We start from the raw sequence: 12181 nt of genomic DNA on the forward strand, positions 1-12181 counted from the left end.
TACACCGCCATGCCGCCATCGCTTTCGCCGACACAATTTCCGTCGCATCTTCAGCAGTCGGAGCCTGCTTCGATCTACGCGGTGGTCGGAGAGGACGACTTGCTGAGGGACGAGGCTCTCGCGTGCCTGAAGGCGGCGGTCGTCGGAGCGCAAGGCGACGCGTTCAACAGCGATCTGTTTCATGGAGACGAAACGGAAGGGGTGGAGATCGTCGCCTGCGCGTCCGAATCGGCAGTGTTCGCGTCCCGTCGTTTCGTCGTCGTGAAAGGCGCCGATAAGCTTCCGGTCAGGGAGGCCGAAGTCCTGCTTCCGTATTTGGAACGCCCGAACGATTCCACGACCCTCGTCTTTGCGGCGCCCAAGCTAGACCGCCGGCTGAAATTCACGCAGACATTGCTGAAGAGCGCCGTCGTCGTGGATTGTTCGCCCCTCAAGGAGTCACAGTGCATGCCATGGCTCAAGACCGAAGCGGCGCGGCTCGGGGTCAAGCTGGACGATGGGGCGGCAGAGCTTCTCAAGGAGTCCTGCGCGGGATCTCTTTACGCCTCCCGCCGGGAATTGGAGAAGCTGGCTTCATATGTCCCGTCGAACCGTTCGGTGACCGCGGCGGATGTGGCCGTCATGCGGGGAACAGAGCCGGGCGCATCGGTGTTTGATCTCACCGCGGCAATCGGTGCCGCAGATCTGGGGCGCGCGTTGGCGATCATGGCGAGGAACTTGGAGTCTGGGGAGGCTCCGCTCAAGATTCTTGGTGCGTTGGTCTGGCAGTATCGGCGCCTCTGGAAAGCCAAAGATCTCATGCGGCAGAAAGGGCGCCAGGTAGAGGTGGCGAGGATGTTCCGGATGGATCCGTCGGCCGTCCGCAGGCTTCTCGACCGGTTTTCCGAGCCGCATCTCACGGAGGCGTTTCGGCGATTCCAGCAAGCAGACAACGCGCTCAAAGGTGGGAGTGCAGGTCGACCGGAGCGGATCCTGGATCAGCTGATGTTTGAGCTCTGTGACCGGGAGCAACAGGACCTGGAGCCGACCGATTCGGGGCGAGAACCAGTCGTACCTGGACAGAGAAGCCGGACCAATCCGCTTCCGAACGTGCGAACGGTTACGCGCGGATCGCACCCAAGGCGTTGACGCGGATCGTGAGGCGTGAAATCCGTCGGGAGGCGGTATTCGCTTTCAAGATACCTTTGGTCACCGCCTTGCTGAGGGCCGCCTCGGCTGCCCGCAACGAGGTTTTGGCGTCTTCAGCCTTGTTCTCGGCCACGGCGGTCTGGACTTTCTTCACGAGTCCTTTCACGACGCTGAGAGCGGCGTGGTTCCGCGCCCGCCGTTTTTCGGCTTGCCGGGCTCGGCGAATGGTTGACTTGTGGATCACGGGCATGACGTGTACTCCTTTTAAAAGAGGGCGTTTGTACCATAGGACTCGCGGCATCGTCAAGGGCGTGCCTTGATCGCAGAGGAGAGAGCTGTGCCGAAAATCCATGCACATGACAGACTGATCCTGGCGCTTGACGTACCGTCGGCGGCCGAAGCCGAGCGACTCATGGACCAGGTTCAACACCAAATCACCTTCGTCAAAGTCGGATTGGAGCTGTATACGGCGGCCGGCCCGAGCATGGTGCAACGGCTGATTGAGCGCGGCAAACGGGTCTTCCTCGATCTCAAGTTCCTCGATATTGAAGAGACGGTCCGTCGGGCGACTGAACGAGTGGCCACCATGGGGGTCGAGTTCTTGACCATTCACGCCAACCGCAAGGCACTGGCCGCCGCGGTGAAAGGCCGGGGCGATTCGAGTCTAAAACTCCTGGCCGTCACGGTGCTGACCAATTTCGACAGTCATGATCTGAGAGAGATGGGGATTCAACATTCGCTTCAGGACCTGGTGACGGCCCGGGCGCTGCTGGCTTCCGAAATGGGTTGCGACGGAGTCGTCGCATCGGGAGAGGAACCGGGCGTGCTCCGTCCAAAGGTGGGGCCACGTTTTCTGATCGTGACGCCGGGCGTCCGTCCGGCGGGCAAAGACACCGACGACCATGCCCGCGCTACCACTCCGTCCCAGGCTATTGATGCCGGGGCCGACTACCTGGTGGTCGGTCGGCCGATCAGAGCCGCAGCGGATCCGGCCGGCGCGGCCAGCGCGATCTTGGCTGAGATGCAAGCCGCATTTGATCGGCGGAGCTAAAGGGCTCGGTTGCGGGATTTTGTCCGTCTTTGCTAAGATCCCGTGCCGCCGTCGACGTTCTTGCCTGTGCCGACCCGTACGGTGGATGTAGCTCAGTTGGTTAGAGCGCCGGATTGTGGATCCGGAGGTCGCGGGTTCGAAACCCGTCATCCACCCCACCAAATCTCGAAACTCCGCTACCAGAGCGGTGATTCAGCGATAGAGCCTCCAGGGAACCGTAGCTCTTATTCACCTGAGCTACGGTGTTTGGAGGTTCTATGTCTACGGTTTTTCGTCATCCCACCCGCAAAATCTACTACCGGCGTGTTCATGGTCCTGCAAAGGTTCGGCAGTACTCCAAGGGTGGGTTAGAAGTCTGGAGGAGTTTGATGACCGCCGACAAGGAAGAGGTCTTGGTTCGGGCAGCTCAGTTCGAGGCTCAGACTAAGCGCTTGTTTGTCACCCTCAAGAGGCATGGGGAACGCATGACCAACGAAGAACGGGAAACCCTGGTAGGCCGCTGGTTGGAGTCTGAATTGGACTATGCAGAGGATTGCAGGGCGCTGCCGGCCCTGTCTCAGATAATCGTCGGGAGTCGCAACTAGACCCCTTGTCCCTCAAGTTTGAGGCGGCTCATGAGGCCTTGACGGGGAATGACTAATAGGAAGATCGAAAAGGAAGGAACTTAGCCCCATCGACCCACGTACCGGTTCTCAGCTTAATCCGATTGATCCGAGCAACTCGCTTTGACGCAGACCAATATGGCCTCGCCAGTTCGTGCGACTAACTGGCCTCGGGACAGTAGGTGCCGAGTGAAGTCCTCCGACAGTCCATAACCCCACACGTAATCGTATTTCGAAAAAAGCGCGGACCATTTGACTCGCTCGAGCGGGGCTCCTCGCGCAATCCAGGCATAGTCGTTGTCCCAGTTTTCCTCGTCAAGCCGAGGTCCTCGATGAGGTTGAATGTCATTGGTTTGAAAGGAGCGGCGCAATCGTAGAGAGTGGACCCCATTCTGTGCATAGATGGTTGGCACGAACGCGTGCCGGTAGATCGTGGCATAGTGGGGCACAAAATAGAACTGGGCTGTACGGAACCACGAGTTCCACCCAGGTTCATACATCAGCATGGAATACAGCTTGGCTCCATCGGGAAGCAGATCAAGCGCATGCACCTGGGATTCAATGGCAGCACTGGCGCCAGTCCAAACCTTCCATACCGTGGCCGCCCGTCCGGCCGATAACGTCAACAAGGCGATAATCATGTATCGGCCTATTGTCTTGGAGGCATCGACATGTATCGCCAAAACAAACATGATGACAGCGGGAATGATAAATCGGCGATCGACGTAGCTTGTGAGGGCGGCGCTCGTGGGGAATATCAAATAGAGGAACACGAACACGGAGGCGGCCAGGAGCAGCTCCTTGTTGACGAATCGGCCTACTCGACTTACCAGCAGTACCAGGATGACTCCGCAGAAGACAGCGCTCAGCACGAGGTCGGTCCAAGGGTCATGGATCAGAAAGGGGTAGATGATGAAGCCGGCCAATTTCTTCATGATCAGCGGCGGCGGTCCCCATTCCATCTGCCCGCGATGTTGGAGCCCTAGGTTATAAATGAGATACATGACGAGCGGAGGCACGAGCGGCACAAGTCCTAGGAACTGTGAAAGGAGGAAGCGTCGAGTTTTCGTCAGATCAAGGACCGTCACACAGGCAATGCCAACAGCCAGGAAGACGAATGAGGAGAGATGTGAAAAATAAGAGAGCAAGGCAAATAAGCTCACAAGCAACAGACGGCCGACAGTCCAATCTGGGCGCATCCGCAACCACAGCGCGAGAGTAACCAGGAACATCCCGAGCCCGAATATGTAGTTTACGAACCCATAGGCGAACGCATAGTTGTACGTGAAGAAACTCGCCGCCAGCGCGCTCCAATGGGGACGCGCGTGTACAGTTGCGCCAAGGACGTGTATGCCCACATTGAACAACACAACCATGAGGGAGAGGAACACTTTACTTGCGGTTTCAATGCTGAACACGTTCAGCAGCGGAGGAACGATGAGGTCCATCGCGAGATTCGGGAGGGGACGCCAGTCCAACTCATAGACGGCTCGATAGGATTCGTTCTCCCCATACTGATGGAGAATCTGGGTTCTGGCGAGATGATTCGGGTAGTCGTGTAATGGCGGATAGGTCGTAAACCAGATCGGACAGAGTTGGACAATGAGGAGAAATGCGTAAGCCGCAGAGTACACTCGCATTTTGCCAAAATCAGCGAGACTCATGATGATACTCACGGTGCTGTACCCTACCAATGATCGCCGTACTGCCATCCCACACATTGAGATACTGCAGCGAGATGGGGTTGTCGGTTCCGATGCTTAGGATGATGAATGATCGGTAGCACGTCAGGGCTCAGCACATAGGTGATTCTTTGGCGAGGGTGCGATAGCGTCGCACTCTTGCTCGGTTATCGGTTTATCTCACACTGGTCGAAATGGTTGCTTCTTCATTCATGCTTTTCCCTTTGAACCGTGCCTAGTTTGCGGCTCTTTCAGAGTGATCTTTGGCTTCAGGGCAGCGATTGCTGAATCTCTCGACGGGCAGTCCATGCTGTGTGCGACGCTCATCTGGCGGGCGGGGAGAGCGCGAGCCGCGCTCATGATTCTTTTTCGGTCTCATCCGAGTTATCTTGAGCCGGTCTCTCAGTCTGGTCGCGAGCTTGGTTGCATCCGGTTGCAGGTTTCGGCGCGACTTGCTCGATTCTGGCGCAATCTGCACTTGGAAATGCTTGATCATGTTGATCTGTCGATGGGTCCGATGGATTTCGAAACCCGTCATCCATCTCAAACCTTCTCCGCATAACCACCGAAGATTCGAGCTCACCCGATGAGCTCGGGCCGTGGACCGTGGCTGCTGGTTCTGCCGTATAGAGGTTGGTATGGTTGGTTTCTATGGTTTCCAGGCCAGGTGATTCAAGAGGTCGGCTAATCGAACGGCTGCCTTCGTCAATTGTGCCGCGACTACGGGCTTATGAGTGGCGCTGTATTCGGCCTTCGTGGGAGGAGCGTCAATCGTCATACGAATCGACGCGTCCGCACGATGACTATCGCGCACAATCCCATTTCGTCGGACAAAGTCATAGGCCTTCGTCGCGCGTGCGGTCTTGAGTGAATCCGTTGCCCAGTGTGCTCCCCAGCTGACATGCTCACCCGATGAATGATAGCCGGCTGTGGACGCGGACGTCATGCGTTTGGCAAGGAGGTGGGCGAGCCGCGCGATATCCTCCGGGACGGACGTCCTTCCACAGATCCTAATCCCGGCCAGGGCTTTGACGAGACAGCTATCCCACAACGCATGCAGGTTGTCCCTCGCTGAGTCACTGAACAGCAAATCGTTCCCGCCACGATCGCTGAGCACACCGACTTGCCTGGCGTCGTGAGGATTTTCAATCAGGACCGGGTTCGGTAGATCCTGATGCATGGTCCGATAGTAGCCGGTCGTGACATGCAGAGGCTGATGAACGTCCCCTACGAGATGAATGAGCCACCGAAGTGCCTGGGCTTTTGTCCAGGGGGTCAGGTTGCCGACGGTTTCAAGCGTCTCTATGCATACATTGAGCATCTGCACGATATCATGATTATTCGTAAAGGGTGTGAGGAGATCGTCGAGATCCGCGCTGTCGGGATAGTGCGCACTCCCCAGCGGCAGATTCACGAAATGCCACTGGGCATTGTCAGGAAACGCTGTATTGAACGCTTGAGCTTCTTTCAACTCGTGCTCGGCCAGTTTGGATGCAGCGAACCCGTGTCGTTGGAGATTCCGGATCTGATCCGGCCAGGTCGAGGCTTTTGCCAAGGCATGTGGGGGCAGCGTCCTGCCATGGCCGAGGATCTGCGCGACGGCCTTCGTCGCCTCAGGCGAGAGGTGCGCTTGTGCGGCATCGGCGATCGCTTCATGACCGAGACTTTCCCATGCTGGGGTGTCGTGGGGCCAGACGAGCATCGCTACGATCCAGAAGAGAAAGAGCTTCATCGCTTCTTCCTTCAAGCTCCCGCTCAATCCGGTCTTACCGACGATGGGGCGCCTTCGTGAGAGCTGGAGGAGGGAGGGAGCGGCCGGGTGGGTATGCCTTGGCGCTCGAGTTTCTCCAGGACTTCCTGTTTCAACCTGGTGGATTCTTCGATCCGGTTTTCGCGTTGGAACGTGCCGAGCTCGGTCGCTTTCCGCGCATTCAGATCGACCACATCGACGTCGTCCCTGACGAGTGTCGGCGTCAGAAAGACCAGGAGATTGAGTTTCTCGGTAGCGCGACTCTGAAACTTGAACAGCCACCCTAGATAGGGAATATCGCCGAGCATCGGAATCTTGCGTTCGCTGATCACGATGTTGTCTCGCACCAGTCCTCCGACCACTAGGGTCTGTTGATCCTTCGCCACCGTCGTCGTCTCCATCGAGCGTTTGGTGGTGGTGGGCCCGACGGGCACGCTCGAGTTGCCGCTTCCGATCGTCTGGGCGACGTTCTCCGCGATGGCCGTGATCTCCTGCTTGATCTCCAGGCGGATCATGTTGTCTTCCAGCACCTGCGGTGTCAGCTCTAGCGTGACGCCGACGTCTTTGCGCTCGATGGTGACCAGTGTGCCCCCCGTGATGCCTTGCGCCTGTCCTGTCGGAAAAGGTCGATTTTCCCCGACCACAATCTTGGCCTTTTGATTATCCGCGGCCAGCACCTGCGGTGTGGAAAGAATGTTCGTGTCGGTGAGGTTCATGAGCATCTGCAGGAACGCCCGAATATTGACGGTGTTCAGAACGGACAAGGCACCTCCGGTCGATGCGTCAGCGCCCAAGCCGAGGATCGTTTGCGCAATTGTGGAGAGGTTCTCCGGGGCGGTGTTGACTCCAACGATACCCTGAACGTTTCCGCTTTTCCCGACGCCGATCAACTGGACAGGGTCCGTTCCGATTTGCCTAAGCCGGTCCACCTGGACCTCGAGAATCACCGCCTCGACGAAGACTTGCTTGCGGCGCGTATCCAGATCGCGGATGACAGACTGCAATTTGCTATAGGCGGCCTTGGTCGAACTAATGATGATGGCGTTGGTCGCCTTGTCCGCGAAGACTTGCACCGGTGCCTCAAACTCCGTCAGAGGCCTGATGGGGGGTCTGGTGCCCGGTGTGATCTGGGCTACCGTCTGAGAACGGGCCACCAGATTGGTCAACACGGCGGCAAGATCCGTCGCGTTCGCATGCTTCAACTTGTATACGAAGACCCCTCGTTCCGGCGGCAATTCACCCATCGGGACGATCTGATAGACGGAGCCTTTCGGAACGACCGCCAACCGACTCACTTCCAACGCCGAAACAAAGAGGTTGTAGGCCTGCTCCTGGTTGACCTTGGTTGGGGAAAAGACGGTGATCTTTCCTCCGGCCTTCTTGACGTTATCGTCGAGAACGAAGTTCTTTCCCGTCAGTTCGCTGATAAACCGCACGAAGACGGGCAATTCCACTTCATTGAAGTCGAGACTGACTCGACCGGGGGAGGGCGGCGCGGTTTCTCCGTTAGTGGTAGGCGGCAGGGAGGTCTCGCACGCCAGTAGCAAGGCGAGCGCGATGGCTCCTCGCAAAACCATGAACTCTGAAAAAGCGTGAAATCGCATCGGTCTCTCGCAATCGACCCGATCCCATCATGGGCATTCATGGAACGATAAATAATCCGACGCTACCACAAGCGTTCTCGTGACACAACCTTCAGGGACCTGTGTCCTCTCCGGGACCTGTTTCTGAGAGAAGCCTTGCAAGGGGATGTGGACTCCGCCCTTACCCTGATGCTCTCCGATCATTCTCGACTGAGATGTGCATTTTTGGAAGCAAAATTAGAAACCGAGAGAACAGGAACGGGCTAACCGGCTGGAATTAAAGGCTGAACCTTGCGGACATCTGCACCACAATGGCATCAGGATTGCACAAGCCAGTCCGGTTCCACACTCCGCACGAGCGTATTCGAATCACGCGATCGAGCAGAGGCTCGAGCAAGCAACTGAACCACCGCGTGCAAGTCATCATCTGCTAAGGTTGAAACGTGCGGACCGACAAACGCGTATCCCACAAACCCGACAAGAAACCTGCCGCCAAAGGGGCTAAGCAGGGCGTCGTAGGGTACAGCAAGAAGAGCGCTCTCCTCGAAGCAGCCATCACCCACATGAACGCCGGCAAGTACGGCCGGTCGTCCGCCTCGCTCAAGGAACTCCTGGCGCTCGATCCCCAAAACATGGAGGCTCGCCGGCTCTTTGCCACGCTGCACCTTCGATTGGGCAGCCTCGTGACGGCGAGGGAAGCGTTTGAATCATTGGCGAACGAGGCGATCGGGAGGCAGGATTACTGGCTGGCCGAATCTCTTCTGCGCGAGTATCTCGCGGCGGGCCCTCGGTGCATACCCTTTCTCGAACTCCTGGCTCATGTGTACGAGGAAAAAGGGGACGCGATGGCGGCCGTTGCCGAACTGGGGAAAGCCGTCGAAATTTTGTTGGAAGATCCCGATCCCGACCACCCTCAGAAACCCTCTCAGCTCTATGGAAGAATCAGAGAGCTGGCCCCCGCCAGTCCCGTCGCGTTTCAGTTCGCCTCTTCGTTTGATATCCAGACGGGCGAATTTCGACGGCCGCCTCGTGAAAGCGAGCCGCCGCGCGACGGAGAGGACCCTTCGCGCGTTGATGCTGCGACGTCCTTGAACTGGGCGAATCCCGTGATGGAGGTCATGCCCTGGGAACATTTGGACGAGGAGGATCATCCGGCAGCCCCAGCCTCCGTGCCTCCCATAGGTGCGATGGATGTATCTATCACCAAGGAAGAACCAGCGCCTCCCGCGGTTCCGACTCTGTCCGCGGACGCTTCTTCCGATTCCGACTTGAAGTCCGGAGGCGATGCTGTCGTGGTGGAATCACAAACCCCGTTGGACCGGTTGCCTGAAGAGCTACCGGACTGGGTCTCCACGCACAATGAGCCGACCCTCGCATCCGTTCGGCCGAGTCTCTTGATATCGGAGTCCGTTTCCGATTCCGCACATTCGGGCAATTCGGCCGAGGAGCCCCTGACCGAGTCGGCGACGTTGCCGTCTCGGATGCCTTGGGAACATGTGGCAGATCCGGGTCTTTTGATTGTCGAACCGGAGACTCCAGTCGTCGCGGCGCCACCGGTCGTGTCGGAGTTGTCCTCCGACCAGTCGGTGATTCCCGAGTCCGAGCCGACCTCGTCTCCAGCCCTATCCATGGAGTCTTCATCCATTTCGCTCTCTCCTGCCGCATGCAGTGAGTATCCTGTCTCTACCCATCAACGAGACGTGATCGGAGCCGAGCCGATCATTCAACTAGCCGAATCCACAGGTGAATCCCAGTCCTCTGCGCCTCCTGCGTCATCCGTGTCCTTTTCCTGGAACGCGATCTTCGACTCCGCCTGGAAGATTGCAGTCGGCACGACGGCCACCGGTACTCCGGACATGCCAAAAGCACCAGAATCGACGGTGGTGGCTCAGTCGGACATCCCGCTTGCGTCGGTGGACAGGCTGGTCGAGAGTTCTGAGCCCCCGTCAACGCCACCGGCCGCTGTTCAAGAAGTCGAACCCCCTGTGCCCTCGCTGGCGCTCAAATTCTCAATCGCACCGTCCACGCCCTTCACGCCGTCGTCGAGTGATCCCCGATGTCAAAGCGAGGTTCCGGAGCCCCTCGCGGCTCAGGCTACGAGCCTCCAATCGAGTTCAGAACTTCAGGAGCCTAGTCCGGTCGAGATGCCTCGGATTCTGGAATTGCCGGGCACGGACTTCGTCGCCTCCTCCCCTGCGATTGGCGATCCGATGGGCCTGACCGTGGAAAACCAGGCAGCGGGCAGCGTTCCGCTGGAACCATCCCAATACGATGCCGTTCTGCAGATGCCTTCTCCCGAGTTCCGGCTTGCCACGGACACGGAAACCGTTCCCGCCGCTCTCACGGAGCCGGTTCCTGTCCCGGAACCACTCGTGAAGGACACCTTGCCGGACGTTGCCGGCGCAGGTGTCGCGACAGAGACCGCGACTTCCTCGAGCGAAACAGACGCTCGATGGAGCACCGGGGAGGTCGCGGTGCAACATTACCGTCCGACCATCGAAATGAAGAAAGGGGAAGCTCAATCGGTCGATATGCACGAACCTCCGAGACCCGGGGCAAGCGCGGACGTACCGATCGAATCGGTCTCCCAGTTGTCGCAGGGGTGGGGAACGAGTGGAGCGGAAGAAACAGTCGCAACCGTGCTTCCGGGACCTGCCGTGGAAGAACCCGCCCCGGCACCTCGGGATACGAGGCCGGAATGGGTACAAGCGAGTGATGCGATCGTGCTTGAACAAGCCGAGGCGCCGGCACCTCCGACGCCGCTTCTCCGGTCCGAATCGTTGGGATCGTTCGAAGGGCCGAATCGCTCATCGGTTGCGGCCGCCGTCGACGCGCTCTTTGGAGGGAGCGGTCAAGGTCGGGCCATTCAGACGACGGAACGTACGCCACCACCGAGGTCTGCCCTCCGATGGTCTGCCCGCTTGGCGCGGTTGCGTTTTGCCGTCACGTCCCTCCTCGGCTCCTGCTTTTCAACGACCAGGGCATTCGCTTTGTTGTGTGTCAGTCTGGCGTTTCTCAGCCTGGTCGTGCTCGCGCTCGGCGTGGGACTACTTGCAGTCTCGTGGATCGCGATGGAAGAAATCCCGACACCGGGTTATCAGGCTCTCACCTCGGGTCCGCAGCGGACGATTACCGATCCGAAGAGTAATGGCTACCTTCTGCTGCTGGGATTCGACGCTCCATCAGGCGGCGATCCGTTAAAGGTTGGATATGAACGTAAGCCTGATGAGCAAGACATCTCCCAACCTCAAGGGTGTATGTCGGAGCACGAGATCAAGACTCCGGCATCCGGTACGGGTTCGGCGTCCGGCATCGTAGACGGCTGGTTCAAGCACGCCGAGCCTATCGCGCAAGCGAAAGCGGGGTCGGACACGCTCCGATCCCTTCTGGCCAAAGAAACGACATCGCTCTCCAGATATCAGCAGTACTTGGGAATGCCCTTTGATGATTGGGGATTCGGACAGATGCTCAGTCCGAATTGCGCACATCTGCTCCTGACCCACCGATTGTATCTCATGGAGGGCTTCAATCAGGATCTGGTTTCAGGGGTGACGAGACTGGAGAAAGACATGGAGTCGTGGCGAGCAGTGCTCGGGCAATCCAAGACACTCATGATGAAAATGCTGGCCGTTGCCGCGGTGCAAGATGATGTGAGGTTGGCTTCGTCGGTCTTGACCCGTTCCGATGCGGATGCGACGGTGATCAATCGCCTGTCCAAGATCGTGCGCCCGCTTGATCAACTGGAACTGTCCGTACGATGGCCGATGCAGAGCCAGTTTGCCTGGGCCACACGAAACGTCGCGACCGACCTGAAGAAATACCGGACAGAAGCACAGTCGTTCTACGTGTCGATGGCGGCCGCCATGCCATTGCCTGTGCAACGGCGCGCAAACGCTTACGCTGAATACTACGAAGCAGCCAACAAGGCCGTCGCAGAGGGGCGGTACGTCAATCTTCCGAAACGGTCGCAGTTTGTCAGGACCTCCGCCATGAGCGTCATCGACTACTGGGCCAATCCCCTCGAGCACGTCATCGGCATGGACCCCTTACCCGCCTGGGACCCGTATGTGGGACGAATGGTCGAAGCCGATGCGCAATTGCGACTGGCCAGCTTGCAAATCTGGGTTCGTCGTGGACCCCAGGAAGGAGATGTACTTACGCGTCTTGCCAAGGCTGGGCAAGCCTACTATGACCCGTTCACCGGATTCCCCATGTTGATCAACCAGGAGAAGCGCCTGCTCTATAGCGTCGGCCGAGACGGACGGGATCAAGGCGGGGATCCCGGACAGGACGTGGTTGTCGCGATTGCATCTCTCCAATCCGGCGCGATCGAGTCCAAGCGCGCTTCCAAGTAACACCCCCTATCCACCTTTGGTCCACTCCCG

The 12181-nt window shown here is 58.4% G+C and carries 8 protein-coding genes and 1 tRNA gene; 5 read left to right on the top strand and 4 right to left on the bottom strand.

Features of this window, described 5'->3' with window-relative positions; genetic code table 11:
* Positions 1 to 9 precede the first annotated feature (9 nt).
* Positions 10 to 1128 carry a DNA polymerase III subunit delta gene (gene holA / locus P0111_02140; protein ID MDF0642806.1) on the top strand — a complete coding sequence of 373 codons (1119 nt, stop codon included), beginning with the start codon at positions 10 to 12 and terminating at the stop codon, positions 1126 to 1128.
* Here holA and rpsT read toward each other — a convergent pair.
* Positions 1100 to 1378 (bottom strand): 30S ribosomal protein S20, encoded by a 279-nt coding sequence (gene rpsT / locus P0111_02145; protein MDF0642807.1) that lies wholly within the window; start codon positions 1376 to 1378, stop codon positions 1100 to 1102. The two genes, holA and rpsT, sit on opposite strands and share 29 nt — an antisense overlap.
* Positions 1379 to 1465: 87 nt before the next feature.
* On the opposite strand from rpsT, the gene pyrF reads away from it, so the two are divergent.
* The 3 genes from pyrF (at position 1466) to P0111_02160 (ending at position 2763) form a co-directional block, all read left to right on the top strand.
* On the top strand, positions 1466 to 2179 hold the full coding sequence (gene pyrF / locus P0111_02150) for an orotidine-5'-phosphate decarboxylase (protein MDF0642808.1): 714 nt from the start codon (positions 1466 to 1468) through the stop codon (positions 2177 to 2179).
* An 81-nt stretch (positions 2180 to 2260) separates the two neighbouring features.
* Positions 2261 to 2337 (top strand) — tRNA-His (locus tag P0111_02155).
* A 210-nt stretch (positions 2338 to 2547) separates the two neighbouring features.
* Positions 2548 to 2763: a hypothetical protein gene (locus P0111_02160; GenBank protein ID MDF0642809.1), complete on the top strand. Its 216-nt coding sequence runs from the start codon at positions 2548 to 2550 to the stop codon at positions 2761 to 2763.
* Positions 2764 to 2876: 113 nt separating this feature from the next.
* On the opposite strand, the gene P0111_02165 is transcribed toward P0111_02160, so the two are convergent.
* The 3 genes from P0111_02165 to P0111_02175 form a co-directional block, all read right to left on the bottom strand.
* A complete protein-coding gene (locus tag P0111_02165) occupies positions 2877 to 4421 on the bottom strand; it encodes a hypothetical protein (protein MDF0642810.1) in 1545 nt (514 codons plus the stop codon).
* Positions 4422 to 5112: 691 nt separating this feature from the next.
* Positions 5113 to 6195 (bottom strand): S1/P1 nuclease, encoded by a 1083-nt coding sequence (locus P0111_02170; GenBank protein ID MDF0642811.1) that lies wholly within the window; start codon positions 6193 to 6195, stop codon positions 5113 to 5115.
* 23 nt (positions 6196 to 6218) lie between these two features.
* Complete coding sequence (locus tag P0111_02175) at positions 6219 to 7817, bottom strand: secretin N-terminal domain-containing protein (protein ID MDF0642812.1); 1599 nt, start codon at positions 7815 to 7817, stop codon at positions 6219 to 6221.
* 422 nt (positions 7818 to 8239) lie between these two features.
* Between P0111_02175 and P0111_02180 the strand changes: the two genes are divergently transcribed.
* Positions 8240 to 12151 carry a hypothetical protein gene (locus P0111_02180; protein ID MDF0642813.1) on the top strand — a complete coding sequence of 1304 codons (3912 nt, stop codon included), beginning with the start codon at positions 8240 to 8242 and terminating at the stop codon, positions 12149 to 12151.
* Positions 12152 to 12181 lie beyond the last annotated feature (30 nt).

Source organism: Nitrospira sp., from assembly GCA_029194535.1.
GTDB lineage: Bacteria > Nitrospirota > Nitrospiria > Nitrospirales > Nitrospiraceae > Nitrospira_C.

Excerpts from the sequence above, each read along its gene's own strand:
- P0111_02165 (MDF0642810.1), bottom strand. The coding sequence starts at position 4,421 with ATGCGAGTGTACTCTGCGGCTTACGCATTTCTCCTCATTGTCCAACTC.
- rpsT (MDF0642807.1), bottom strand. The coding sequence starts at position 1,378 with ATGCCCGTGATCCACAAGTCAACCATTCGCCGAGCCCGGCAAGCCGAA.
- holA (MDF0642806.1), top strand. The coding sequence starts at position 10 with ATGCCGCCATCGCTTTCGCCGACACAATTTCCGTCGCATCTTCAGCAG.
- P0111_02175 (MDF0642812.1), bottom strand. The coding sequence starts at position 7,817 with ATGCGATTTCACGCTTTTTCAGAGTTCATGGTTTTGCGAGGAGCCATC.
- P0111_02160 (MDF0642809.1), top strand. The coding sequence starts at position 2,548 with ATGACCGCCGACAAGGAAGAGGTCTTGGTTCGGGCAGCTCAGTTCGAG.
- P0111_02170 (MDF0642811.1), bottom strand. The coding sequence starts at position 6,195 with ATGAAGCTCTTTCTCTTCTGGATCGTAGCGATGCTCGTCTGGCCCCAC.